Annotated in this window: 25 protein-coding genes; 12 read left to right on the top strand and 13 right to left on the bottom strand. The window is 65.2% G+C overall.

The window, feature by feature from the left end; translation table 11 throughout:
• Positions 1 to 43: 43 nt before the first annotated feature.
• Together GGD61_RS36170 and GGD61_RS36165 are read right to left on the bottom strand one after the other, a co-directional pair.
• Positions 44 to 460 (bottom strand): putative quinol monooxygenase, encoded by a 417-nt coding sequence (locus tag GGD61_RS36170; protein WP_246786135.1) that lies wholly within the window; start codon positions 458 to 460, stop codon positions 44 to 46.
• 29 nt (positions 461 to 489) lie between these two features.
• On the bottom strand, positions 490 to 1,329 hold the full coding sequence (locus tag GGD61_RS36165; RefSeq protein WP_026202401.1) for a VOC family protein: 840 nt from the start codon (positions 1,327 to 1,329) through the stop codon (positions 490 to 492).
• 205 nt (positions 1,330 to 1,534) lie between these two features.
• On the opposite strand from GGD61_RS36165, the gene GGD61_RS36160 reads away from it, so the two are divergent.
• The 3 genes from GGD61_RS36160 to GGD61_RS36150 all read left to right on the top strand — a co-directional run bounded on the left by GGD61_RS36160 (position 1,535) and on the right by GGD61_RS36150 (position 5,134).
• Positions 1,535 to 2,998, top strand: a complete 1,464-nt coding sequence (locus GGD61_RS36160; RefSeq protein ID WP_183232115.1) for a GH1 family beta-glucosidase — start codon at positions 1,535 to 1,537, stop codon at positions 2,996 to 2,998.
• A 244-nt stretch (positions 2,999 to 3,242) separates the two neighbouring features.
• Positions 3,243 to 4,475, top strand: coding sequence for an acetyl-CoA C-acetyltransferase (locus GGD61_RS36155; protein WP_183232114.1), 1,233 nt, complete (start codon positions 3,243 to 3,245; stop codon positions 4,473 to 4,475).
• A gap of 356 nt (positions 4,476 to 4,831) precedes the next feature.
• Positions 4,832 to 5,134 (top strand): HU family DNA-binding protein, encoded by a 303-nt coding sequence (locus GGD61_RS36150; protein WP_018320691.1) that lies wholly within the window; start codon positions 4,832 to 4,834, stop codon positions 5,132 to 5,134.
• Positions 5,135 to 5,206: 72 nt separating this feature from the next.
• Here the strand turns inward: GGD61_RS36150 and GGD61_RS36145 are convergent, their stop codons facing one another.
• The 5 genes from GGD61_RS36145 to GGD61_RS36125 all read right to left on the bottom strand — a co-directional run bounded on the left by GGD61_RS36145 (position 5,207) and on the right by GGD61_RS36125 (position 9,207).
• Entirely contained in the window at positions 5,207 to 5,362 is a 156-nt protein-coding gene (locus GGD61_RS36145) for a hypothetical protein (RefSeq protein WP_183232113.1), read from the bottom strand.
• A 5-nt stretch (positions 5,363 to 5,367) separates the two neighbouring features.
• The gene (gene lon / locus GGD61_RS36140) at positions 5,368 to 7,749 is read right to left on the bottom strand and encodes an endopeptidase La (protein ID WP_183232112.1); all 2,382 of its coding nucleotides are present in this window, start codon (positions 7,747 to 7,749) and stop codon (positions 5,368 to 5,370) included.
• Positions 7,750 to 7,757: 8 nt separating this feature from the next.
• Complete coding sequence (locus tag GGD61_RS36135) at positions 7,758 to 8,141, bottom strand: Hsp20/alpha crystallin family protein (protein ID WP_028142669.1); 384 nt, start codon at positions 8,139 to 8,141, stop codon at positions 7,758 to 7,760.
• A gap of 179 nt (positions 8,142 to 8,320) precedes the next feature.
• Positions 8,321 to 8,887, bottom strand: a complete 567-nt coding sequence (locus GGD61_RS36130; protein WP_092261794.1) for a ferritin-like domain-containing protein — start codon at positions 8,885 to 8,887, stop codon at positions 8,321 to 8,323.
• A 113-nt stretch (positions 8,888 to 9,000) separates the two neighbouring features.
• Entirely contained in the window at positions 9,001 to 9,207 is a 207-nt protein-coding gene (locus tag GGD61_RS36125) for a hypothetical protein (protein WP_018320686.1), read from the bottom strand.
• Positions 9,208 to 9,295: 88 nt separating this feature from the next.
• Between GGD61_RS36125 and GGD61_RS36120 the strand changes: the two genes are divergently transcribed.
• From GGD61_RS36120 to GGD61_RS36110, 3 genes are all read left to right on the top strand, one after another.
• The gene (locus tag GGD61_RS36120; protein ID WP_183232111.1) at positions 9,296 to 9,922 is read left to right on the top strand and encodes a MarC family protein; all 627 of its coding nucleotides are present in this window, start codon (positions 9,296 to 9,298) and stop codon (positions 9,920 to 9,922) included.
• Between the two features lie 158 nt (positions 9,923 to 10,080).
• Positions 10,081 to 10,734, top strand: a complete 654-nt coding sequence (locus GGD61_RS36115; RefSeq protein WP_183232110.1) for a class II aldolase/adducin family protein — start codon at positions 10,081 to 10,083, stop codon at positions 10,732 to 10,734.
• A 12-nt stretch (positions 10,735 to 10,746) separates the two neighbouring features.
• Positions 10,747 to 12,534, top strand: coding sequence for a chloride channel protein (locus GGD61_RS36110; RefSeq protein ID WP_018320683.1), 1,788 nt, complete (start codon positions 10,747 to 10,749; stop codon positions 12,532 to 12,534).
• Between the two features lie 7 nt (positions 12,535 to 12,541).
• On the opposite strand, the gene GGD61_RS36105 is transcribed toward GGD61_RS36110, so the two are convergent.
• Positions 12,542 to 12,799, bottom strand: a complete 258-nt coding sequence (locus GGD61_RS36105; RefSeq protein WP_026202400.1) for a DUF2798 domain-containing protein — start codon at positions 12,797 to 12,799, stop codon at positions 12,542 to 12,544.
• A gap of 303 nt (positions 12,800 to 13,102) precedes the next feature.
• Between GGD61_RS36105 and GGD61_RS36100 the strand changes: the two genes are divergently transcribed.
• From GGD61_RS36100 to uraD, 5 genes are all read left to right on the top strand, one after another.
• Positions 13,103 to 13,504, top strand: a complete 402-nt coding sequence (locus tag GGD61_RS36100; RefSeq protein WP_092261791.1) for a hypothetical protein — start codon at positions 13,103 to 13,105, stop codon at positions 13,502 to 13,504.
• 1,319 nt (positions 13,505 to 14,823) lie between these two features.
• Entirely contained in the window at positions 14,824 to 15,099 is a 276-nt protein-coding gene (locus tag GGD61_RS36095; protein WP_183232130.1) for a hypothetical protein, read from the top strand.
• A 90-nt stretch (positions 15,100 to 15,189) separates the two neighbouring features.
• Positions 15,190 to 15,603, top strand: coding sequence for a DUF3830 family protein (locus tag GGD61_RS36090; RefSeq protein ID WP_014493672.1), 414 nt, complete (start codon positions 15,190 to 15,192; stop codon positions 15,601 to 15,603).
• Positions 15,604 to 16,539: an allantoinase PuuE gene (gene puuE, locus GGD61_RS36085; protein ID WP_183232109.1), complete on the top strand. Its 936-nt coding sequence runs from the start codon at positions 15,604 to 15,606 to the stop codon at positions 16,537 to 16,539.
• Positions 16,540 to 16,545: 6 nt separating this feature from the next.
• Entirely contained in the window at positions 16,546 to 17,433 is an 888-nt protein-coding gene (uraD, locus tag GGD61_RS36080) for a 2-oxo-4-hydroxy-4-carboxy-5-ureidoimidazoline decarboxylase (protein WP_092261789.1), read from the top strand.
• Between the two features lie 67 nt (positions 17,434 to 17,500).
• Here the strand turns inward: uraD and GGD61_RS36075 are convergent, their stop codons facing one another.
• Positions 17,501 to 20,242 carry a molybdopterin cofactor-binding domain-containing protein gene (locus GGD61_RS36075; RefSeq protein WP_183232108.1) on the bottom strand — a complete coding sequence of 914 codons (2,742 nt, stop codon included), beginning with the start codon at positions 20,240 to 20,242 and terminating at the stop codon, positions 17,501 to 17,503.
• Entirely contained in the window at positions 20,239 to 21,066 is an 828-nt protein-coding gene (locus tag GGD61_RS36070; RefSeq protein ID WP_092261787.1) for an FAD binding domain-containing protein, read from the bottom strand. The genes GGD61_RS36075 and GGD61_RS36070 overlap by 4 nt, the downstream gene beginning before the upstream one ends.
• 147 nt (positions 21,067 to 21,213) lie before the next feature.
• Here GGD61_RS36070 and GGD61_RS36065 point away from each other — a divergent pair, with 147 nt between their 5' ends.
• Positions 21,214 to 22,557: an 8-oxoguanine deaminase gene (locus GGD61_RS36065; protein ID WP_183232107.1), complete on the top strand. Its 1,344-nt coding sequence runs from the start codon at positions 21,214 to 21,216 to the stop codon at positions 22,555 to 22,557.
• Positions 22,558 to 22,651: 94 nt separating this feature from the next.
• Here the strand turns inward: GGD61_RS36065 and GGD61_RS36060 are convergent, their stop codons facing one another.
• From GGD61_RS36060 to GGD61_RS36050, 3 genes are all read right to left on the bottom strand, one after another.
• Complete coding sequence (locus tag GGD61_RS36060) at positions 22,652 to 23,728, bottom strand: BMP family ABC transporter substrate-binding protein (protein ID WP_183232129.1); 1,077 nt, start codon at positions 23,726 to 23,728, stop codon at positions 22,652 to 22,654.
• Between the two features lie 77 nt (positions 23,729 to 23,805).
• Positions 23,806 to 24,723 (bottom strand): ABC transporter permease, encoded by a 918-nt coding sequence (locus GGD61_RS36055; RefSeq protein ID WP_018319150.1) that lies wholly within the window; start codon positions 24,721 to 24,723, stop codon positions 23,806 to 23,808.
• Positions 24,710 to 25,271 (bottom strand): ABC transporter permease (locus GGD61_RS36050; RefSeq protein WP_409362485.1); only part of this gene is annotated, 562 nt, incomplete at its 5' end. The genes GGD61_RS36055 and GGD61_RS36050, both read right to left, overlap by 14 nt.

Here is a 25,271-nt window from a genome sequence, read left to right as displayed (position 1 = left end):
TCAAGCGCTCGCCGCGGGCTCGCTGCGACGGCGAGGCGCGACTTCAACCTCCGTTGTGGCCGAGTATCTCCAACCGCCTGACCACGACGCCCCCCTCGGCGAGCTCGGGGAGCCGGCCGAACCACTGCTGGACGTAGGGCATGGCATTGTGGGCCTCGAAGTCGTCGCGGCTTGCGAAGATCTCATAGAAGATGAAGCGTCCTGGTGTCTCGCGGTCCTCCTGGAAGAAGTAGACCAGGTTCTTGGGATCGCTTCGGACAAGCGCGACAAGCGGCAGCGTTGCCTCTCGAAGCGCGCGTTCCTTGCCCGGTTTGGCGCGGACTTCGGCGACGACCGAATAGGCGCCATCGGGAATGGCACGATAGCGAACGCCGTCGCGTTCCTGAGCGGTGGCTGATGCTGCGCCGGCCAGTGAAGCTGTGGCGACGAGGGCCAGGATCATTCGTTTCCGTGACATCATGGAGATCGTCCTTCTCTGCGATAATTGCTCTAGCCCCGCTGCTGGCGGGCGGCGAGCGCGTCGCTGAAGCGCTTCTTCACTGGACCCAGAGCCTTGACGAACTCGAGCTGCTCTCCCTCTGGGCCCTTGCAATAAATCAGCTCCCAGCCTTCCGAGAGGCCCTGCGTGATGCGATTGGTGTTCGCCTCCATCGGGGCGGCGCGGCGCTGCTGCTCTGATGTCACGGTGATCACACGATTGGCCCGCACCTGGGTCATGCCGCGGCGCGCCGATTCTGCCTCCAGGTCGTGGATGAACTTGTTGAAGTCGACGTCATCCCTCACATAGAAGCAGATGTGCATGGAGCGCGGAAACGCCGGGCTCATGTGGTCGCGCGCTTCTGCGAAGCTGTCGCCGCTGCCCGATGGCTGGCCAGCGTCGCGATACTGCAGAAGCTCGATCACGACGTTGTCGAACTGGACGAAGCGTACGTCCAAGCGTTGTGTGCCTCCCCTGAGATCGGGAACCCCGATCGTGCGCGGGTTGACATGGCGTTCGCGCGCTTCGATTTCCTGATCGGTCAAAAGCGTGTTGTGGATCGGTTCACCCTGGAAATCTCCGTCGCGGAAAATCTCGGTGCCGCCGAGCACTTCGGTGTAGAACTCGAAGGCGCGATTCATGTTTTGCACGGTCACGCCGAAATGCTGAACGCCTTGCAGCCGCGCGCCGAGTGGCGCGGAATCGCGAGCAACCGAAGCGGGGCGCGGAGCGCCTTGGGCATTTGCAGCCGCCGGGTTGGTTGCCGCCATTCCTGCCAGCATGGCCCCTGCCGTAAGGAGAACATCCCGGCGTCCAATGCCCGTCGTCTCAAAGTCTGTCTCTTCGCTCATCTTCCGTCTCCATCGCTTGACCGACATGGCGCGACGTAAAACTTGCTGGAGAACGGAGGGTTTTGCAGGTTAATTGAAGTAAATTCTGTCGTGGGTCGGTGTGCCACAATTCTGCATCCGCAAATCCCGACCCCACGGCTTCTCAAACCGCCTGCGACGCGCCATTGTGCCGCAGCATCAGCATCACCCTTGGAGCAGCATTACCATGTCGGACAAGGTCTCGCGTCGCCAGTTTGCCAAGCTGGCGGGATTGTCCGCGGCCGGAATGGCAAATCCTCTGGAGGCAGCCGACGCCAGGCCGGCATCGCCGCCGCGCAGCGGCAGCGGTTTCCCGGCGGGCTTCGTCTGGGGCACGGCGACCTCGTCCTATCAGGTCGAGGGCGCGGTCAACGAGGACGGGCGAGGGGCCTCGATCTGGGACAAGTTCGTGCGCATCCCCGGCAAGATCGAGGACGGCACCAACGGTGACCGCGCCAATGAGCACTATCACCGCTACAAGGAGGATATCGCGCTCATCAAGGCGCTCGGCTGCAAGGCCTACCGCTTCTCGGTGGCCTGGCCGCGGCTGTTTCCGGACGGCGACGGCAAGCCCAACCCGAAGGGGCTCGACTTCTACAATCGGCTCATTGACGAGCTCCTGAAGAACGGCATCGAGCCGTGGCTGACGCTCTATCATTGGGACCTGCCGCAATCACTGCAGGATCGCTTCGGCGGCTGGCGCTCGACGGAAACCTGCAAGATCTTCGGCGACTACGCCGCCTATGTTGCCGAGCATCTGACCGACCGCGTCAAAAACGTGTTCTCGCTGAACGAGAGCGGCCGCTTCGTCTATTTCGGTTACGGCATCGGCATCGACGCGCCGGGCGTGACGCTGCCGCAAGCCGAGGTCAACCAGATCAGGCACAACAGCGCGCTCGCGCACGGGATCGCGGTGCAGGCGGTGCGCGCCCATGGCCGCCGCGGCACCAGAGTGGGGCCGGCCGAGAACATCGATGCCTGCGCGCCCGCGATCGACACGCCGGAGAACGTCCGTGCCGCGGAGATCGCGCTGCGCGAGATGAATGCCGGCTATCTCAACGTCATCATGACGGGCCGCTACACCGACGCCTTCCTGCAATTCGCCGGCCCCAACGCGCCGAAATACACCGATGCGGAGCTGAAGATCATCTCCTCGCCGGTCGATTTCCTCGGCCTCAACATCTACGCGCCGCAGAACTATGTGGTGGCCTCCGACCAGGGCGCGGGCTTCATGCCGCTGCCGATCCCGAAATCGTTCCCGCACATGAACTCGGACTGGCTGCGCGTCGGACCGGAGACGCTCTATTGGGTGCCGAAGCTGGCGGCAAAGATCTGGAAGACGGATGCGATCTACATCAGCGAGAACGGCGCCTCCGGCGACGACGTCGTCACGCCGGACGGCAAGATCTACGACACCGACCGCATCATGTATCTGCGCAACTATCTCGCCCAGCTCCAGCGCGCCACCGCCGAGGGCGTGCCCGTGCGCGGCTATTTCCTCTGGAGCCTGATGGACAATTTCGAGTGGGTGTACGGCCTCAACAAGCGTTTCGGGCTGTACCACGTCAATTTCGACACCCAGGTCCGCACGCCGAAACTCAGCGCCAGCTTCTATCGCAACGTGATCGCGAAGAACGCGGCGGGGGCGTAGCCGGTTTCCTCCCGGACGCACCAGATGCCGTCATGCCCGGGCTTGTCCCGGGCATCCACGTTCTTCGCGCGGTGCGGCAGGGCATGGATGGCCGGGACAGGCCCGGCCATGACGTCACGGAGACTTTCAGCGCTAACCGCGCAGCGGAAAATCCGGGTGCGAAGCGGTAAACGTCTCGCATTGACTCCCTTCTCCCCCTGATTCAAAACCATCCGCAACACCCACCAGCAAGAGGACAACGCCAATGGCTGACGCGCTGATCATCGATGCCTGCCGGACCCCGCGCGGCGTCGGCAAGGCCGGCAAGGGCGCGCTTTCGGGCATTCATCCGCAGCAGCTCGGCGCCACCGTGCTGCGCGCGCTCGCGGATCGGACCGGCATCAACACCGCGGATGTCGACGACATCGTCTGGGGCTGCAGCGCGCAGGTCGCAACGCAAAGCGGCGATCTCGGCCGTATGTCGGCGCTCGATGCCGGCTATGACGTGCGCGCCAGCGCCGTGACACTCGATCGCTTCTGCGGAAGCGGCATCACCAGCGTCAACATGGCCGCATCCTCGATCATGGCGGGCGCGGAAGACCTCGTCATCGCCGGCGGCTGCGAGATGATGTCGATGGAAGGACGCCGCGGCGGCGGCCCGATGATGATGGACTCCGGCAATCTGCGCTTGCGCGCGCGGCATCCGCAGTCGCATCAGGGCGTCTGTGCGGACGCGATCGCGACCATGGAAGGCATCACGCGACAGGACGTCGACGCGCTCGGGCTCGAAAGCCAGAAGCGCGCCGCGCATGCCATGGCGAACGGCCACTTCAAGAAGAGCCTCGTGCCTGTCCATCGCGAAGACGGCAGCCTCGCGCTCGACCACGAGGAATATCCGCGGCCGCAGACCACGATGGAGGGCCTCAGCAGCCTGAAGCCGGCATTCCCGGCGGTGGCCGACTACGCGCTCGATGACAGGGGCACGACCTATCGCGGCCTGATCCTGCAGAAATATCCTGATCTCGATATCGACTTCATGCATCACGCCGGCAACTCGTCCGGCGTCGTCGACGGCGCCGCCGCGATCCTGTTGGCCTCGCCCGCTTACGCCAAAGCGCATGGCCTTAAAGCCCGCGCCCGTGTCGTCGCGATGGCCAATATGGGGGACTCGCCGACCCTGATGCTGAACGCGCCGGTGCCGGCCACGCGCAAGGTACTGGCGAAGGCGGGGTTGACCGTTGACGACATCGACCTGTTCGAGATCAACGAGGCGTTTGCGGTGGTTGCGGAAAAATATATCCGCGACCTCAAGCTCGATCGCGCCAGGGTCAACGTCAATGGCGGCTCGATCGCGCTCGGCCATCCCATCGGCGCCACCGGCTCGATCCTGATCGGCACCGTGCTCGACGAGCTCGAACGGCGCGACCTCAAGCGTGGTCTCGTCACCATGTGCGCCGCTGGCGGCATGGCGCCGGCCATCATCATCGAGCGCATCTAGCGCGCGCGAAGCTCGCCGCGCCCCTGTGGGAATAGGGTGAGGGAGCGGGTGAGACGTCCCAACGCGACGATCTAGCCTTATTTTCTAGGGCGAAACGCGCTTCTCCGCGCACAAAGAGGCACCTCGTCGCTTGTCGAAAGCGGCGAATCAGCTTTAGCAAGGTTGCGTGCGGGCCTTTGAAACAAGGTAAAATCCGCTGCCCGAGGCTTCTCCCGCTCCGGAAGTAGCTAAAAAGCAGGGTTTTTTGCCGCTGAGGGCCAAAAAAGCCCGTAAAACCGCGACAAAACTGTGCAGAAGGCTATAGGCCTTCGCCGGTTGGTCTAATATGCAACCGGCAACGAATCAGAGGAGACACGATGCCAACCCAAATGTCCAAATCGCAGTTGATCGAAAAGATTGCGACCGCCACCGAGCTTTCCAAGCGCGACGTCAAGAACGTCATGGAGACGCTGACCGACGTCGGTCACAAGGAGCTCAAGAAGAACGGCCTGTTCCTGGTGCCGGGCTTCGCCAAGTTCGTGGTCATCAAGAAGCCCGCGACCAAGGCGCGCAAGGGCACCAACCCGTTCACGGGTGAAGAGATGATGTTCAAGGCCAAGCCGGCCCGCAAGATCGTCCGCGCCCGCCCGGTCAAGGCGGCCAAGGACGCCGTGGGCTAACAACGCAAAGGCCCCCTCGGGTCGGAGGGGGCCTTTTGATTGGGGCAGCCGCGAGGGCCTGAGACGGAGGGCTCAACCCTTGCGGCGCTTCACCCGGACCGGAATGGGTTGAAGCTGCGGCCCGGCCGCCGCCAGCCCATCGCGAACCCGGTCGATCGCGCGATCGAGCAACCGGCGCAGCCGCTGCGTCGTCCGCGATCTCTTCGCTTTCTCAAGCAGTTTCTTCATCGCAGTCACTCCGCCGCTTCGACCTTGACCTCGACCGGCTCGAGCGCCGCGGCGATGGCTTCGTCGACGCGCTCCAGCCAGATGAATTCGAGGTTGTCCCGCGCGCTCTTCGGGATGTCGTCATAGTCCCGCTTGTTGCGCGCCGGCAGCATCACCCGCTTCAGGCCCGCCGCCGCGGCCGCCACCACCTTCTCCTTGATCCCGCCGACCGGCAGCACCAGGCCGCGTAGCGAGATCTCGCCGGTCATCGCGGTGTCGCTGCGCACCGTGCGGTTGGTGAGCAGGGAGGTCAGCGCCGTGAACATCGCAACGCCCGCACTCGGTCCGTCCTTCGGGGTTGCGCCCGCCGGAACGTGAACGTGGATGTCGCTCTTCTCGAACACCGACTGATCGATGCCGAGCTGCGTGGCCTTGCTCTTCACCAGCGTCAGCGCAGCCTGCACGCTCTCGCGCATGACCTCACCGAGCTGGCCGGTCAGGATCATGCCGCCCCGGCCGGGCACTCGCGAAGCCTCGATGAACAGGATGTCGCCGCCAACAGGCGTCCAGGCAAGGCCGGTGGCCACGCCCGGAATGCTGGTACGCTGCGCGATCTCGCCCTCGAAGCGCGGCTGGCCGAGCACGGTGGCGATGTCCTTCGCCCCCACCACGACCTTCACGGCGGTGCCCTCGGCGACCTGCACCGCGGCATGCCGGAACAGCTTGCCGATCTCGCGCTCGAGGTTACGCACGCCGGCCTCGCGGGTGTAGCCCTTGACGACCAGCTTCAGCGCCTCCGGCTCGATCTCGGCCTGCTCGGCGGTCAAGCCGTTGGCCTCGAGCTGACGCCGTACCAGATAGCGCTTCGCGATCTCCAGCTTCTCCTCTTCGGTGTAGCCGGCGAGGCTGATCAGCTCCATGCGATCCAGCAGCGGGCCCGGGATCTGGTCCAGCATGTTGGCGGTCGCGATGAACACCACGCGCGACAGGTCGAAGGGCACGCCCAGGTAATTGTCCCGGAACGTCCCGTTCTGCTCGGGGTCGAGCACCTCCAGCATGGCAGCTGACGGATCGCCCTGCACGCCACGGCCCATCTTGTCGATCTCGTCCAGCATCATGACGCAGTTGCGGCTGCCAGCCTTCTTGATGCCCTGGATGATGTTGCCGGGCAGCGCGCCGATATAGGTGCGCCGGTGACCGCGGATCTCGGCCTCGTCATGCACGCCGCCTAGGCTGACGCGCACGAAGGGGCGATCCATCGCACGCGCGATGGACTGGCCGAGCGAGGTCTTGCCGACGCCGGGCGGGCCGACGAAGCACAGGATCGGCGCCTTGCCCTGCGGGGCCAGCTTGCGCACCGCCAGATATTCGATGATCCGGCCCTTGATCTTCTCCAGGCCGAAGTGATCAGCGTCGAGGATGGCTCGCGCTTCCTTGATGTCGATCGGCTTCTCCGCGGGCAGCCCCCAGGGCAGCTCGATCAGCCAGTCGAGATAGGTGCGGACCATGCCGGCTTCGCCGGCCGCCTCTGGCATGCGTTCGTAGCGGCGCAGCTCCTTCCTGGCGTGCGCGTCCGCCTCCGGCGGCATGTTGGCCTTGGCGATGGCAGACGTCAGCTCGGCGACCTCGGCCGCCTTGCCGTCGCCTTCGCCGAGCTGGCGCTGGATGGTCGCCATCTGCTCGCGCAGGATCGCCTCGCGCTGCCGCTCGTCGAAGCTGGCGCGGGTCTTCTGGCCGATCTCATTGCTGATGCGCAGCACCTCCAGCCGCTCGGCCAGATGCTTGGACACCTTCTCGACGCGCAAGGCGAGGTCGATGGTCTCCAGTACCTCCTGCTTGTCCTGCGGCTTGATGTCCATGAACGAGGTCGCCAGATCCGCCAGCGCGCCGGGCGCGGTGGTGCCCTGGAACATCGCGGCCAGCTCGGGCGGCGCCTGCGGCAGCAGCTCGATCGCCTCGATCGCCTGGCGCTGCAGATTCAGCGCGCGCGCCTCGATCTCGGGCGAAGTCGTGGTCGGCTCCGGAATCTGCTGGATCCGCGCGGCCGGGAACGGCGTCCCCGGCAGGAAGTCGAGGATGCGCGCACGCTGCACGCCCTGGCAGACGATGTGATGGGTGCCGTCGGGCGCGGTGATGTAGCGCACGATGTTGGCGATGGTCGCGACCCGGTAGAGGTCGTCCGGCGTGGGATCGTCGACTTCGGGATTGCGCTGCAGGACGATGCCGATAGGCCGCTGCTCGCGCAGCGCCTGTTGCGCCGCCGCGATCGATTTCGGTCGCGCGATCGCGATCGGCCCGATCGCGCCGGGAAACAGCACCATGTCGCGTACGGCGACCATGATCAGCGCGTCTTCGGGGATCTTCACGTCGTTACTGGTCTGTTCGTTGTTCATCTGTTCGGTGGCCATGATCGACCTCAGGATTTGGCGAGGCGTAGCGCGACGCAGCCGTCCATCACGAAGCGGCTGATGGCGTAGCGGCCAAGGGGCAATGCAATGCGGCGCTCAAAACGCCCCTGCGGCAGCTCGAGCCGGTGGATGCGGGCGTTGCGAAGCTCCGGCGGAAGCGTGCGCTGGCCGGAGACGACGAGCACGCCGTCGTGAATCACCGTCTCGACATTGTCCGGATTGACGCCGGGAAGCGCGACCAGGATCAGCAGCTCATGCTCGGTTTCGAGCACGTCGATCGGCGGCTCCCAGCAGGCTTCCTGGCGGCCGAACTGCTGGCGCAGCCGCTCGGCGCGCGTCAGCTGGTCCAGGGCTTCGGACAGCATCCAGTCGAGGGGATTTTTGGGTTGCATGATGCGGGCTCAGGGGTGGGAAAGCCTGCATATGGGGCTGGTTCCCGGGAAATCCAGTGCGGTGGCGCTGACGTGCCATGCGCCGTCGTGCGATCGCAAAAGCAAACGCCGCGGCTTTGGCCCAAAATGCAAACGCCGCGGCTTTGGCCGCGGCGTTCCGTCATCGGCAGGGGCGCGGGTCAGGCCGCGGCGCGGTAATCTTCTTCCGCCTCGAGGTTGATCACGGACGTCGCCAGCTCGGTCAGCGTATGGTCGGTCGCCTCTTCTTCCTCCAGCGTCGCCTGAAGCAGCCTTGCTGCGTCCTGCATGCCGAGCTCCTCGGCCCAGGTGCGCAGGGTGCCATAGCGGGAGATCTCGTAGTGCTCGACCGACTGGGCGGCCGCGAGCAGCCCCGCATCGAGCGCAGGTGCGCCCTTGAACTCCTTCATGATCTCGGCGCCCTCGTCGGTAATGCCGTTGATGGCCTCGCAGGGCTTGCCGCGTGCCGGCTTGCCCAGCATCTTGAAGATCTGGTCCAGACGCTTGACCTGGCCCTGGGTCTCACGCAGGTGCTTGTTGAAAGCGGCCGCCAGATCCTTCGATTGCGCGGCCTTGGCCATCTTCGGCAGCGTCTTGATGATCTTGTTCTCGGCGAAATAGATGTCCTTCAGCGTTTCCAGAAACAGGTCGCTGAGCATTTTCGGCGCCTGACGCGGTCGGCGCGCGGCGGTCTTCTTGGGTGCGCGTTTCTTCGCTCGTTTAGCCATATGTCCTCCTCTTGAGGTGACACGGGAAGGCATCTCCTTCCCCAATCCTCAGGCGTTCAAAGCCGGTTGGAGAACGAAAGTTCCAAACTGCAACCGGCGCGCGCGGCAACCGTTCAGGTCGGGCGCTTGTAGGGATCTTCCTGGCGCTGCCGTGCCTCGGTATTGCGATCGAGCTGCGCCCGCTCGCTGCGCCTGAGGTGGCCGGCCTTCATCACGCCATAGACGAGGACCCCGCCGAGCACGAAGGCTCCGATGAACCAGAGCCAGAGCAGGTTGGCCGAGAGCTGGCCGAGAAGCATTCCGATTCCACTGTCGCTCATTGTCGCCTCCAGTGATTTCCAAAGCGGCTTTGCTGGGCTAAGTCAGCCCGGCAGCCATCGTTCCAGCGTCCAAGGATCCCACCGACACATGCTCGACTTCGCCCTGTCCGCCTTCGTGACGCTGCTGCTGGTGGTCGACCCGGTCGGCCTTGCGCCGGCCTTCCTGGCCGCGACAGGGGGCATGCCCGACAAGGTCAAACGAACCATCGCGCTGCGCGCGCCGCTGATCGCAGCCTCGATCCTGGTGGTGATCGCGCTGGTCGGAAACTGGTTGCTGCGCCAGCTCGGGATCGGGATCCCCGCCTTCCAGATTGCCGGCGGGTTGCTGCTGTTCGGCGTGTCCTACCAGATGATCTTCGGCGATCGTCCGCATCGCGAGGCCCGCGAGGCCGACAAGGCGACGTCCGAGCACGCCTCCGATGTCGCGGTGTTTCCCCTGGCCATCCCCATGATGGCCGGCCCCGGCGCGATTGCGACCACGCTGCTGCTTTCGGGCGATGCCGGCTATGGGGCGAGACTCGCGGTGATCATCGCGGTCGTCCTCTCGGTCTGCCTGCTCTGCATGCTGTGCTTCGTCTCGGCACATTTGATCGCGACGACCCTCGGACGCACCGGAAATGCGGTGCTGTCGCGCGTCCTCGGCATGCTGCTCGCCGCCTATTCCGTGCAGTTCGTGATCAACGGGATTGCGGCGGTCAGGACCAGCCTGTCATAGGGCTGCGACAATCTGTGAATTTGTCGATTTTGCCGTCCATATCGTGGTTTGGCGGGAGGGGCGACAAGGTGGCACCGGATCCGGGCCGCTTTCGCTTGCACTGCCATGTTGCTTTGACGTACTTCCGGTCTAACAAGACCATCGATCAGGAAATCGGGATGTCGATGACAGCGGACGAGCCCGCCAAGAGACAGGCCATCATCGACGCCTGCCGGCGCATGAACGCGCTCGGCATCAACCAGGGCACCTCGGGCAATATCTCTGTCCGGCATGTGGACGGGCTCCTGGTCACGCCGACCAGCGTGCCCTATGAGGTCATGACGCCGGACCAGATCGTCTTCATGGCCATGGACGGCACACATGCGCCCGATCAGAAGCCGTCGAGCGAATGGCGCTTTCATCGCGACATCCTGAAGTCACGGGGTGACGTCAACGCCGTAGTGCACGCCCATCCGACCTATTGCACCATCCTGGCGATCATGGGCATGGAGATTCCGCCGGTGCACTACATGATCGCGGCGGCCGGCGGCGACAGCATCCGCTGCGCGCCCTATGCGACGTTCGGAACCGTGGAGCTGTCCGAACATGCGGTGCAGGCGCTGGAGGGGCGGCTTGCCTGCCTGCTGGACCATCACGGCATGATCGCGATCGGCAAGACGCTGGACAAGGCGATGTGGCTCGCCGTCGAGGTGGAAACGCTGGCGCGGCAATATCACGGTTGCCTCCAGATCGGACAGCCGCCGCTGCTTCCCAGCGCCGAGATCGAGCGGGTCCGCCAGCGCATGGCCGGCTACGGCCTGTCGGAAGGGTAGGGCAGGCAGAAGGTGTTCGTGCGGATCAGGCATCTCGTGGATCGCAAGGGGACGAACCGCACCATGGTTCGGCTGCGTGCCCTCTTGCGCAGCAACGAGTTCTACCTGATCCCGCTGGCGCTGGTGATCGGCACGCTGGCCGGCGCGGTGGTGACGCTGATGGCGCATATCGCGCAGATCGCGCACGTGGTGATCTATGGAATTCCCGTCGATGTCCACTTGTCGGCCCACGCGAGCGTCAGCCCGTGGGCGGCACTGATCGCGCCGGCGCTGGGTGGGCTTTCGCTTGGCATCATGGAGTGGTCGCGGCGTCGGATGAAGATTTCGAATGCGGTCGATCCGATCGAGGCGAACGCGCTGCGCGGCGGCAATCTGTCGATGCGGGACAGCGTCATCGTGTCGAGCCAGACGCTCATCTCCAACGGCTGCGGCGCCTCGGTCGGCCTCGAGGCGGGCTATACCCAGATCGGCTCGGGGATCGCCTCGCTGTTCGGCAAGTTCTTCAATCTGCGCCGCAACGATCTTCGCCTGATGGTCGGCTGCGGCGCGGCGGCTGCGATCGCGGCGGCGTTCGGCGCGCCGATCACCGGGGCCTTCTATGCCTGTGAGTTGATCGTCGGCGTCTATTCGGTCGGCAGCGCCGCCCCGATCCTGGCAGCTTCGCTCGCCGGCGCGCTGACCGCGCAATGGCTCGGCGGCGCGCCATACTCGCTGGAGATACCCAAGGTCAGCGCCGTCGGCGTCGAGCAATATCTGGCCCTGATCGGACTTGCGCTGATCACCAGCGGCGTCGGCATCGCCGTGATGCGCTCCTCGCCGATGTTCGAGCGTCTGTTCGCCTGGCTGCCGATCTGGCTCCGGCCGGTGATCGGCGGCCTCATCGTCGGCGGCTTTGCCATCGTGACGCCGCAGGTGCTGGCGGCCGGCCATGGCGCCATGGTGCTCGATCTCTTTCACGACATGACGATCGGCCTGATCGCGCTGATCATCGCCCTGAAGGTGACGGCCTGCCTGGTCTCGCTCGCCTCCGGCTTCCGCGGCGGTCTGTTCTTCGCCTCGCTGTTCGTCGGCAGCCTGATCGGAAAGTTCTTTGCCGCGGTGCTGCTCTTGATCAGCCCGAACTTCGCGATCGATCCGCTGGTAGCGATGCTGACGGGCATGGCGACGCTCGGTGTCGCCATCGTCGGCGGCCCCCTGACCATGTCGTTCCTGGTGCTCGAGATGACCCGCAACGTCGACGTCACCGCCGTGGTGCTCGCCGGCTGCATCGTCACCTCGATCTGCGTCCGCTTCATGTTCGGCCACTCCTTCTCGACCTGGCGCCTGCATCTGCGCGGCGAGACCATCCGCAGCGCCAACGACGTCGGCTGGCTGCGCAATCTCACCGTCGAGCGGCTGATGCGCTCCGACGTCGGCAAGGTGCCCTCGACCACGACGATCGCCGCGGTCCGCCGCGAGTTCGCGCTGGGATCGCGGCCCGGTATCGTCATCGTCAACAATTCCGACGAATATGTAGGCCTGGTCCTGCTGCCGGACCTGTTCTCCAGCGACCTCGACACCATCGCCGACGACATCCAGGTGATCGAGCTCGCCCGCCTGATCGACATCGTGCTGATCCCGGAAATGAACGTGAAGTCGGCGATGGCGGTGTTCGACGAGGCCGAAGCCGAGATGCTGGCGGTGGTGGATTCCACCGACAGCCGCAAGGTGGTCGGCTTCCTCACCGAAAACTTCGCCCGCCGCCGCTATGTCGAGGAGATCGACAAGGCGACGCGCGGCGTGCTTGGGGCGCTGTCGTAGGCGCCTTCTATCGGCCTGGTTGAGGCGGGGCTGCGACGAGGAGCGTCACGATCCGCCGCACCATCGGCAGCACCACCAGCAGCGTCGGAAAGGCGACCAGCCAGGACAGCGCCCAGGCGCCCGGCCAGGTCGCGAGAAACGCCGGCGTCGCCCCTAAGCTCCGGAGCGTCGAAATGACCGACACCACGGCCGTCATGAGGATGGACAGCACGAACGGCATCACGATCGGCGCATAGCGCGCCGGCAGTTTGCGAACCACAATCATCTGATTTCTCTTGGAAAAGGACGCGTCGATCACGTTGAACCCTGCAAATGGCATCGATCCCGACGGCGTCGGTTGATGCGTTGGTTCACGTGAAACGCTTACGGCGACCGAAAAACGGCGCGGCTGTTCATTATCCGCTCAGGTTCGATGGTTCAAGCTGCGAGTTGGTCGTTCGGTTTACAATCGTTCGAAACGTGGCAGATTGCCGCGAACATGAAACCATCTCAACGGTTTGCGCATTGAATCCGGTTTGCACATCCCTACGTTTGGCAAGAGCATCGGCAAGATTATAGGAAGGTCAAAATGACTGTGAGACCCATGATTTCCGCAGCCGGCCGCAACATGGTGCTGGCCGCGTTCGCAAGCCTGGCATTGGTCGCAACCTCCGCATCGCCCTCGGCTGCGGCGTCCCCCGGGGCGGTGTCTGGAAAGCCCGTCACGGCAGGGCAGGGCTCCTCCGACGTCACCGATTTCAGCGCCCGGCGGCGCCACTATTATCGGCGCGGGTCGAACGCCGCAGGCCTCGCCTTCATGGGCGCCGCGGCGGGGATCATCGGCGGGGTGATCGCCGAGCAGCGGCGCCGCGACTACTACGAGAACCGCTATTATTATGGTTCGCGTCCCTACTACGGCGGTCCCGGCTATTATGGCGGTCAAGGCTATTACGGCGGCGGCAGTCCGTTCTATTACGATCCGGGCTACTGAGCGGCTGTTTTCAACGCGGCCCGGATTGGGTTGCGCGAAAAGGGCGGTACTTTGTGCCGCCCTTTTTTGATGCGTCGGTACGCTCGTAGCCCGGATGAAGCGACTTGTCCGCCATAGCTCGAAGAGCGACGGCGGAAGCGCAATCCGGGTCCGCCCGCCCGGCATCTCGCACCGTCCCGGATTACGCTGGCGTTCCATCCGGGCTACGGGGCCGAGCCTGTGTCGCCCGCTGTCAATCCGCTTCGCTAAAAATATTCCACTTTACCGAAATTCGGTTTCGACGTATGTGTCGTCCATCCCGGCTGACCCAAGAGGGGCGACTATGTGGTCGTCACTGTCGCGAGCCGGGCTTGCGGTGGACGCGGCAGCGTCGGCACGAGAGGCGCGGGCAGGGCGGGTAGTCCCTGTGAGCCCGAGGCTTCGTGCGGATGAGCGGCGCTGCCAGGCTTCGTCTCGTCTGTAAGTTTCCGGCTCCGTCGACAGGGCTGGAAAAACTGCGGCGAAATGGCGGGCCGTGCGTACGGCAAAACCGTGTGGTCCTGGCCGTCGTTGCTACGGTCAAGTCCTTGCGAAGGTGCGAGCGAGCCCAACCGGGCAGACTGCATCATCCAAATTCGCGGGGCGAGGGAGGCCAGAAGGAATGGTCGGCTCCCGGGAGATCACGGCATAAGCCGTCCAACCACCGCGCAGGGAAGGCCGAGTGATCGGCACCACCTGTATGCTGCTGTGCGGTTCTTCTGCGTGTGCCTATTGCGCAGCGGACCGCGGGTGCGAGCCAGCACCCGGCCTTCCCTGCGCCCTCTTGGATTTAGAGGGTCGCGAGACCAAGCAAAGCTCGGGCGAATTGCGCCGCGAGATCGGGAAGGCGTGTCTGCGAGCCGAGCTGCGTGCCACAAGCTCGATCTCGTACGGTGGGCAAAGCGCAGCGTGCCCACGCCTTGTCGCTTATGGACGGAGATCGTGGGCACGGCGCTATGCGCCTTTGCCCACCCTACGGCACTGCCGCTGGGATATGCACTGGAGCATCGCAATGACATGTGGAGACAGCATGCGCCACAATCCGCTCTCGTGCCCCGGACGCAGCGCAGCGTCCCCGGCGATGCGAAGCATCGTCCGGTGCGGTGCGCTGCAGAGCCGGGGCCCATCCATCCGCGTCGTACCGTATCGCCATCTGGATCCGAGCTATGCGCAGCAGCGGCAAGAAGCGCTGCGGCTTGTCCGGGACACGGCTAAATATTCGGCAATCGCGCCCTCCGGCGCCGATGGACTTGCCCGCCTCAATCCGGTTCAATGGCCAATCGAGCTTTCAGGCGACAATGATGTCGAGATATCTGCTGGTCCTGCTGCTGCTGGCGTCACCGGCGGCCGCGCAAGTCAAGTTGGCGCCGAAGACCGCGGCCGGACATCCCGATCCCTGTGCCCCGATCGGGCGTACCTCAGACGGCAAGCTGGTCTACTCCATGAAATGCGAGACCCTGCCGGCACCGCCCCCGCCGCCGCGGGCGGAACTGAAGGAAGCCCCTCCGCCGGCCGCCGAGCCGGAACCGGAGACGCGGCGGAGCGGCATTTTCGGCTGGTCCTACGACCGCAGGTGATGCGTCCGCGCCCCTTGCGCGAAACTGTCGGGAGTGCTCTTTGCTTGAAAATTATCCGTGGGGCCACCGGCCCCGATCCAGAGAGATGAGATGAGCAAACTCGTTATCCGTGCCGGCGACTTCACCTTCGATGCCCGTTTCGAGGAGCAGCTGGCGCCCAAGACCGTCGCCGCCTTCCGCAAGGCACTGCCGTTCGAAAGCCACATCATCCATGTGCGCTGGAGCGGCGAAGGCGTGTGGATGCCGCTCGGCGATCTCGATTTCGGCGTCGGCTACGAGAACCACACCAGCTATCCCGCGCCGGGCCAGATCATCCTCTATCCCGGCGGCATCAGCGAGACCGAGATCCTGCTGGCCTATGGCGGCGTGCATTTCGCCAGCAAGATGGGCCAGCTCGCCGGCAACCACTTCATCACGCTGACCTCGGGCCTGGAGAATCTGGCGACGCTGGGCAAAAGCGTGCTGTGGAAGGGCGCGCTGCCGATCCGCTTCGAGGAAGTCTGAGTGGCTGACACACGCTACCCGCGCGATCTCCGCGGTTACGGCCGCAACCCGCCGCACCCAGAGTGGCCCGGCAACGCGCGGGTCGCGGTGCAGTTCGTCGTCAATTTCGAGGAAGGCGGCGAGAACAACATCCTGCACGGCGACCGCGCCTCGGAAGCGTTCCTGTCCGACGTGCTCGGCGCGCAGCCCTGGCCGGGCCAGCGCCACGCCAATATCGAATCGATGTTCGAATATGGCTCGCGCGCCGGCTTCTGGCGGCTGTGGCGGATGTTCACCGCACGCAACTGGCCGACCACCGTGTTCGGTGTCGCCAGCGCGCTGAAGCGCAACCCCGAGATCGTCGCCGCCATGAAGGAGGCGGGCTGGGATATCGCCAGCCACAGCCTGAAATGGATCGAGCACAAGGACATGACCGAGGCGCAGGAGCGCGCCGAGATCGCGGAAGCGATCCGCGTCCACACTGAGGCCACCGGATCGCGGCCGCTCGGCTGGTACACCGGGCGGTCCTCGATCAACACCAACCGTTTGCTGATGGAGGAGGGCAGCTTCCTCTATCTCTGCGACTCCTATGCCGACGATCTGCCCTATTGGGTCAAGAGCGCGGGCGGCAAGCAGCTCGTCATTCCCTATACGCTAGACGCCAACGACATGCGCTTCATCAACCCGCAAGGCTTTGCCGAGGGCGAGCAGTTCTTCACCTATCTGAAGGACGCCTTCGACGTGCTCTATGCGGAGGGCGAAACCGCGCCGAAGATGATGTCGGTAGGTCTGCACTGCCGTCTCGCCGGCCGACCCGGCCGCGCTGCGGGCCTGATGCGCTTCCTCGATTATATCGGCAAGCACGAGCGTGTCTGGGTGCCGACGCGTTTGCAGATCGCCCAGCACTGGCACGACAAGCATGCTCATCTTGCGGCCGACGCATTCGAGATCGGTTGAAGGACGATGTCGCAGATCTCGCTCGCCGATCTCAATGCCGCAAGCAAGGCCGATTTCGTCGCGGCGCTCGCCAATGTCGTCGAATATTCGCCGTGGATCGCGGAGCAGCTCGCCGACAAGCGGCCGTTTGCGGGCGTCAACCAGTTGCACGCAGCGCTGATGGCGGCGATCCAGAGTGCCGAACCCGACGCGCAACTGGCGCTGATCCGGGCGCATCCCGATCTCGCCAGCAAGACCCAGCGCGCGGCGGGGCTGACGGCGGAATCGACCGACGAGCAGAACAGCGCCGGCCTCGACCGGTTGTCGGATGCGGAATACGCGGCGTTCGAGCGCGTCAACAGCGCCTATCGGGACAAGTTCGGTTTCCCCTATATCGTCTGCGTGCGTCGTCACACCCGGGATTCCGTGCTGCGCGACTTCGAGACGCGATTACGCAATATCGCCAAGACCGAGACTCGGCGCGCGATCGAGGAGATCGGCCGCATCTCCGCGCTGCGGCTGGATCAGCTCGTCATGGCCGACGACAGGCTGAAGGTGCACGGCCGGCTCTCGACCCATGTGCTGGACAACCACGTCGGCAAGCCGGCGTCCGGCATCCCGGTCGAGCTCGTGGAGCTCGCAAGCCTCGGCGAGAGCCGTGTAATCGCGCGCGCGGTCACCAATGCGGACGGCCGCACCGATCAACCGCTGATCGGCGGCCGTCCGCTGCCGATCGGCCGCTATGAGCTCAAATTCAGCGTTGCCAGATACTACGCCGAGCGCAACGTGCCGCTGTCGGATCCGCCGTTCCTCGACGAGATCCCGCTGCGCTTTGCCGTCAGCGAGCCAGAGGGGCACTATCACGTGCCGCTGTTGGTCACGCCATGGAGCTATTCGACCTATCGCGGCAGCTAAATGCGAGGCGCGCTCTTCACCTCTCCCCGCAAGCGGGGCGAGGGAGAACAGCGTCGCCGTGGTCGAGCTATCGCGTCCCAGTGGAGCCGCCAAACTTGTCGAGCAGCGCCGGAAACAGCCGGTCCGGCTTGAACGGTGGCGCGGTGAAGCGGATGCCGGTGGCATTCGCGATCGCGTTGCCGAGCGCGGCTGCGACCGGATTGTACGGGCTCTCGCTCATCGACTTCGCACCCAACGGACCGATCGTGTCGGACGTCTCGGCGAAGAACACTTCGGTGCGCGGGACGTCGGCGAACGAAGGCAGGTGGTAGTCGCGGAATTTCGGGTTGGTGACCCGGCCGGTCGCGTCGATCACCATCTCCTCGTAGAGCGCGGCGCCGAGCGCCTGCGCAACGCCGCCTTCGACCTGACCGCGGCACTGCATCGGATTGGCAACGATGCCGGCGTCCGCGGCGTGGACGCTCCGGAGTATCCTGAGCTCGCCGGTGGCCTTGTTCACGGCGATGCGAAAACCCTGGACGTTGAAGCCGACCGAGCGCGGCGTGCCGGTGGAATTGCCGCTGCCTGCGAACGGCTGTCCGTGCTCGCGCGCGAGCTTCGCCAGCTCCGTAAACGGCATGCGCCGGACGCCGCTGACGACGGCATTGTCCTCGAGCACGCAGCTCCCGATGTCACAGAGCCACGCGCCGGCGGCGGCCACCTTCAGCTCGGTCGCGAGCTGAATGGAAGCCGCATGCGTCGCCTTGCCGGCGACGAACATGCCCGCGCTGCCATAGGCGCCGGTGTCGTGGCCGCCATGGGCGGTGTCGGACTGGCGCAAGCGGATCCGGTCGACGGTGGTCGCCAGCGTGGTCGCGGCGATCTGCCGGTGCACGGTGCTGGTGCCGTTGCCGAATTCGGCGGTGCCGACGGTGAGATCGAAGCCGCCGTCGTCGTTGAGCGTAATCGTCGCGTCGGCGAGGTGGCCCGCCGGCGGCACGGTGTCGATCATGGTCAGCGCGACGCCGTCGCCGATCAGCCAGTCCGGCGACAGGTCCGGCTGCGGGCCGTCAGCCTGCATCGCGCGCTCGACGAGGTCGAGGCACTGGTCGAGACCGTAGGAGCCGTAAAGCACGTCGTGAAATTCGGACGGCGGCGGCGACAGCATGGGATCGCCGTCCCTCACGATGTTGCGCCGGCGCATCTCGTAGGGGTTGATGCCGAGCTGCTCGCCCAGCTCGTCGATCGCGGCCTCGATCGCGATCAACGTCTGCGGCAGGCCATAGCCGCGAAACGCACCCGCCGGCACCGTGTTGGTGTAGACGGCGTAGCCGTCGACCCGCTTGTTCGGGCAATTGTAGACTGCGATGGACTCCGACAGCGAGTGGAACATCACCGGGCCGGCGTGATTGCCGTAGGCGCCGGTGTTGGAGAGCACGTCGAGCTGGAGCGCGGTGAGCTTGCCGTCGGCATCCGCTCCGGCCTTGATGTTGACCCGCATCGGGTGCCGCGTCGAGGTCGCGATGAACTGCTCCTCGCGGGTGAGCTCCAGCTTCACCGGACGTCCCGTCTTGAGCGCAGCGAGCGCCAGAATGTCCTCGACGAACATCTCCTGCTTGCCGCCAAAGCCGCCGCCGACGCGCTCGCAGAACACGCGAACTTTGTCGGGAGGAAGCTTGAAGATGTCCGACAGCGCGCGCCGGGTCAGGAACGGCACCTGCGTCGAGGTGCGGACATTGAGCACGCCGGAAGTATCGAGCCAGGCGAGGCCGCCATGGGTCTCCAGCGCCGCATGCTGGACGCGATGACTGTGGAAGGTGGCCTCGTAGGTGACGGCAGATGTCGCGAGCGCCGCCGCGACGTCGCCGAACTCGCCATGTGTCTCCGCAGCGAGGTTGCGCTGGGCGTCGGCGATGCGGTTCGCGGTGGTGCGGTCGGGATGAATGATGGGCGCACCGGGCGCCATCGCCTGCTCCGGCTCGATCAGCGCAGGCAAAAGCTCATAATCGAGCTTCAGCCGGCGGCAGGCCTCCTCGGCGGCGGCCTCGCTCTCGGCGACGATGGCGGCAACCCGCTGGCCGATGAAGCGCACGACGTCGTCGAGAACGCGGGTGTCCTCGGGGTCCATCCAGTCCATCTCGTGCCGCGCGGTCGAGATCAGCATCGAAGGTGCGTCTTCATGCGTCAGCACCGCGTGCACGCCGGGAACCTTCAGCGCTTCCGACTTGTCGATCGCGACGATCCTGGCGTGGGCATGCGGCGACCGCACCAGCTTGACGTGAAGCAGTCCGTCGATGGCGGTGTCGAAGGTGTAGCGCGCCTCGCCGCGCACGATGTCGGGGCCTGCGGGCGCCGGCAGGCTGCGGCCAAACGCGGCGCCGGCCTCGACGCTCGCCTCGACATTGGTGTTGCCGAGCAATGCGTCCTCGATCGAACGATAGCCGGTGCAACGGCAGATATTGCCCTTCAGCGCCGCGCCGAGATCGGTCCGCTGCGCCTGGTTCAGCGAGGCGCAGGTCAGGATCATGCCGGCGGTGCAGAAGCCGCATTGAAAGCCCTGCGCGTCGAGGAAAGCCTGCTGCATCGGATGCGTGCCGTGGTCTCCGCCCAGACCTTCGATCGTGGTGATGGCGCGTCCCTCGGCCCGGAACGCCGGGATCAGGCAGCTGTGCACCGGCTCGCCGTCGAGCAGCACGGTGCAAGCGCCGCAGTCACCGGCGTCGCAGCCCTTTTTCACGCCGAAATGGCCGAGCTCGCGCAGGAACGTGCGCAGGCACTGGCCGGCGCGCGGTTCCTGCGCAAACGGTTTGCCGTTGATCTCGAAGCTCATGACGGCATTGCCCCCAGCAACTCGCGGCGAACCTCTTCCGCGAGCCGCAATGTCATGTGCTTGCGCCAGAGCGGCTGGCCGTGGATGTCGGTGTGGTACAGGTCATCCGTGATCTGCTGGACGATCGCGTCACGCAGCACGCTCGCGTCCGGGGCCCGGCGAAAGGACAGCTGGATCGGCCGCGCCGTCGATGCGGTGACCGTCAGCGTCAGCGTGCCATCGGCATCGAGGCTGCCGATCAGGAGCGCCGCCGAGCGGCCGACCGGCGCCAGCGAGATCTGGCGATATGCCGTGCGGCGCTTCAGCGCGGCAATCGGAATATCGATCTGGCGAAGCAGGTCGCCCGGCGTCAGGCGATTGCGCTGGTTGCCGGTGACGAAGTCGACGACAGGAATCTTCTGCTCGCCGCCGCCGGCCTTCCAGATGGTGCAGACGCCGCCCAACGCTGCGGTGAGCGAGATCATCGGTCCCGCCGGCAGCGACATGCAGAGATTGCCGCCGACGGTTGCGGTCTTCCAGATCTTGAACGAGGCAAGGAAGGCGCGGCAGCACTGGTTGATCAGCGGCGCGGCGAGCCAGTCGGACGGGCAGGCAAGTCCGTCGAGCTGCGCGACCGTGCAAGTGGCGGCGATGGAGAGATGGCTGTCTGTGATCGTCAGCGCCGGCCATTTCAAATCGGTCAGATCGATCAGCCGCTTCAGATGGACCTGCGGCTCCGAGAACAACCACGTGCCGCCCGCGAGCCAGGCGTCGCCTGCCGTCCAGGCCGGCAATTGTGTCCGTGTTTGCGGACGGGCCACTGTCGTGATGGTATTCAAATCCATGGCTGCGCCAAAGCTTCCGCCGGTGAATCGTGTCGATGATTCTTGCAAGACCGGAGCCAAGTCGCAACAAGCAAGTCGTGGCGCGAAGGTGATCGAGCCAGCGTTTACTCGGCTGGCCTGTCAGCGGGTATGAGGAGAATCGGGATCATGAGCGACACAAAGCCGATCTGGATCAGGGATCCCCTGGCCGTCCTCGCCGACGGTGCCGAGCGCGGAATCGTCGTGACGGACGGTCGCATCGTCGAGCTGGTGCCGGCCGGCGCCACGCCTGCGACCGCCGATGTTGCGGTGTTCGATGCGAGCGCACATGTCGTGCTGCCGGGCCTGATCAACACCCACCACCATTTTTACCAGACCCTGACCCGGGCGCTGCCGGCGGCGATGGATCGGGAGCTGTTCCCCTGGCTCAAGGCGCTCTATCCGGTGTGGGCGAGGCTGACGCCTGAGGCGCTCGAGCTCGGCGTCACCGTGGCGATGTCCGAGCTGTTGCTCTCGGGCTGCACCACCACGACGGATCATCACTACGTCTTCCCCGCGGGTCTCGAGGATGCCGTCGATATCGAGGTCGGCGTCGCAAGTCGTCTCGGCGTGCGGGTGCTGCTGACGCGCGGCTCGATGAACCTGTCGCAGCGGGACGGTGGCCTGCCGCCTGACAGCGTCGTGCAGGACGAGGACACGATCCTCGCCGACAGCGCGCGCGTGGTGGCGAGGCACCACCAGCGCGGCGCCGATGCGATGGTACAGATCGCGCTGGCGCCGTGCTCGCCGTTCTCGGTGACGACGTCGCTGATGCGCGCCACCGCCGATCTCGCCGACAAGCTGGACGTGCGCCTGCACACCCATCTCGCCGAGACCGAGGACGAGAACAAATTCTGCCAGCAGATGTATGGCTGTCGTCCACTCGACTATCTCGAGCAATGCGGCTGGCTCAATGCGCGGACCTGGCTCGCCCACGGCATATTCTTCAATGCCGACGAGATGAAGCGGCTTGGCAAGGCGAAGACGACCATCAGCCATTGCGCGTGCAGCAACCAGCTGCTGGCGTCCGGCTGCTGCCCGGTCTGCGAGATGGAGGAGGCCGGCGTCGGGATCGGTGTCGACGGCTCGGCCTCGAACGACGGCTCGAACCTGATGCAGGAGGTGCGGGCTGCGTTCCTGCTGCAACGGGCGCGTTATGGCGTGGCCAAGGTCAGCCACAAGGACGCGCTGCGCTGGGCCACCAAGGGCTCCGCGGCCTGCGTCGGCCGGCCGGAACTCGGCGAGATTGCGGTCGGCAAGGCCGCGGACCTCGCGCTGTTCAGGCTCGACGAATTGCGCTTCTCCGGCCATGGCGACCCCTTGGCCGCGCTGGTGCTGTGCGGGGCGCATCGGGCCGACCGGGTGATGGTGGGGGGACGATGGGCCGTGATCGACGGCGCGATCCCCGGCCTCGATGTGGCAGACCTCATCCGCCGCCACAGCTCGGCGGCGCGGCTCATGCGGATGGGATGAAAGAGGGGGCGACCACAAGTGCCGGGTGCTTCTGGCCACCCCCTCCGAACCTCCTCCGGGAGGAGCAGGTGATCTAGCCTAAGCAAGAAGCGTGCTACTTGCCCGGCAGCTTGTCGTCGATGCCTTTGACGTAGAAATTCATGCCGAGGATCTGGCCGTCGTCGAGGTGATCGCCGCCTTTGCACTCGACCGGCTTGCCGTCCTGCCCAACGATCGGGCACTTGAACGGATGCAGCTTGCCTGCAGTGATCGCGGCCTGGGCATCCTCGGCGAGCTTTTTCACCTCGTCGGGCATATTGGTGTAGGGCGCCATCGCGAACATGTGACTGTCGAGGCCGCCCCAGCTGTCCTGGGACTTCCAGGTGCCGGCAAGCTCGGCCTTGACCCGCTCGATGTAATAGGGGCCCCAGGTGTCGAGGATCGAGGTCAGCTGGGTCTTGGGCCCGAACTTGATCATCTCGGAGTCCTGGCCGAAGGCGAGCTTGCCGCGTTCGCTGGCAATCTGCATCGCGGCGGGCGAATCCGTGTGCTGCATGATCACGTCGGCGCCCTGGTCGATCAGCGCCTTGGCGGCGTCGGCCTCCTTGCCAGGGTCGAACCAGGTGTTGGCCCAGATGATCTTGACCTTGATGTCAGGCTTGATGGTCTGCGCCGCCAGGATCGTCGCGTTGATGCCGGAGACGACCTCCGGAATCGGGAACGAGCCGATATAGCCGAGCACGCCGGACTTCGACATCTTGGCCGCGATCAGCCCCTGGATGTAGCGGCCCTGATACCATCTGGCCGAGTAGGTCGACATGTTCGGATTGCGCTTGTAGCCGGTCGCGTGCTCGAAATGCACGTTCGGATATTTTTTCGCGACCTTCAGCGTCGGATCCATGTAACCGAACGAGGTCGTGAAGATCAGCTTGTTGCCGGCACGGACGAGCTGCTCGATGGAGCGCTCGGCGTCCGGGCCTTCTGGCACGTTCTCCAGATAGGTGGTCTCGATCTGGTCGCCCAATTCCTTCACCAGCGCCTGCCGCGCCAGATCGTGCTGATAGGTCCAGCCCAAATCTCCGATCGGACCCAGATAGATGAAGCCGACCTTCAGCTTGTCGGCGGCGGAGACTGCACTGACGCTGCCGACGAGCAGGAGTCCGGCGGCCAGCGCAAGAAGTGATTTCCTCATCATCGATCTCCAAACGTCAGGGGAAAGCCACGATCCGCAACCTGCGCGCCCCATCGCGCGCGCCGCGGAAATGAAATTCAGCGGTCCGGCACGAACACGGTGCCGAGCGCGGCGGGTGCGGTCGAGCCGCCGCTGCGCGCGCGGGAAAGCAGGACCAGCACGATGATCGTCGCAAGATAAGGCAGCGCCGACATGAATTGCGAGGGAATGCCGATGCCCCAGCCCTGCGCATGCAATTGCAGGATCGTCACGGCCCCGAAGAGATAGGCGCCGATCACGAGCCGGCCCGGCCGCCAGGACGAGAACACCACCAGCGCCAGTGCGATCCAGCCGCGGCCCGCGGTCATGCCGGGAATGAAGAACGGCGTATAGGCGAGCGGCAGATAAGCGCCGGCAAGGCCGGCGCAGGCGCCGCCGAACATCACGGCGAAGGTGCGGATACGCAGCACGGGATAGCCGAGCGCATGTGCGGAGACGTGGTTGTCGCCGCAGGCGCGCAGGATCAATCCCGCCCGCGTGCGGTACAGGAACCACCAGACGCCGACGACGAGTGCAATCGAGAAGTAGACGAAGCCATCCTCGCCGAACAGCACGCGCCCGACCAGCGGGATGTCGGTGAGGCCCGGAATGGCGAGATGGACCGCCGGCGTGATGCGCTCGCCGACGAAGCCGGCGCCGATCAGTCCGGACAGCCCGACGCCGAGGATGGTCAGTGCGAGTCCCGTCGCCACCTGGTTGACGGCGAGCCCGAGGGCCATCAATGCGAAGATCAGCGACATCATCGTGCCCGCGATGATGCCGAACAGCGCGCCGACGAAGACCGATCCGGTGAGCCAGGCGCCGGCAAAGCCGCAGGCCGCGCCAACGATCATCATGCCCTCGACGCCGAGATTGAGCACACCGGAGCGCTCGGTCACGAGCTCTCCGGTCGCAGCGATCAGGAGCGGCGTGGACGCGGCGAGCACGGCCAGGATGATGGCTTCAATGAGTTCCACTGGCCACCTGACGGTTCGGGAAGCTCAGCTTGAAGCGATAGAGAATCAGGGAATCGCAGGCGAGCACGTAGAACAGCAGAATGCCTTGAAAGACCTTGGTGACATCCAATGGAATCTTCATCGCGATCTGCGCCTGCTCGCCGCCGATAAAAGTCAGCGCGAGGAAAAGGCCTGCAATTAATATTCCAAGCGGGTTCAGCCGGCCGAGGAAGGCGACGATGATCGCAGTAAAACCGTAGCCGGGTGAGATGCCGGGCTGGAGATGTCCGACCGGACCTGCCACCTCGATGATGCCGGCGAGCCCTGCGAGCGCGCCTGATATCGCGAAGGTCAGGATGATCAGTTGATTGGCGTTGAAGCCGCCGAACCGGGCCGCGCGGGGCGCTGCGCCGACGACACGAATCTCGAACCCCTTGATGGTTCGCCCGAGCAGGATTGCAGCCGCGGCGACGACTAGCAGGCTGTTGAAGAACTCAGCCGCGTTCGCAAACGAAGCCTGAATCGTCGCCATTGTGTATGTAGAAATGGCCGACGAGCCTGCCAGCAGT

Source organism: Bradyrhizobium sp. SBR1B (assembly GCF_014198205.1).
GTDB lineage: Bacteria > Pseudomonadota > Alphaproteobacteria > Rhizobiales > Xanthobacteraceae > Bradyrhizobium.
The sequence above is the reverse complement of the archived record's forward strand: the minus strand, read 5'-3'. Positions and strand labels throughout refer to the sequence as shown.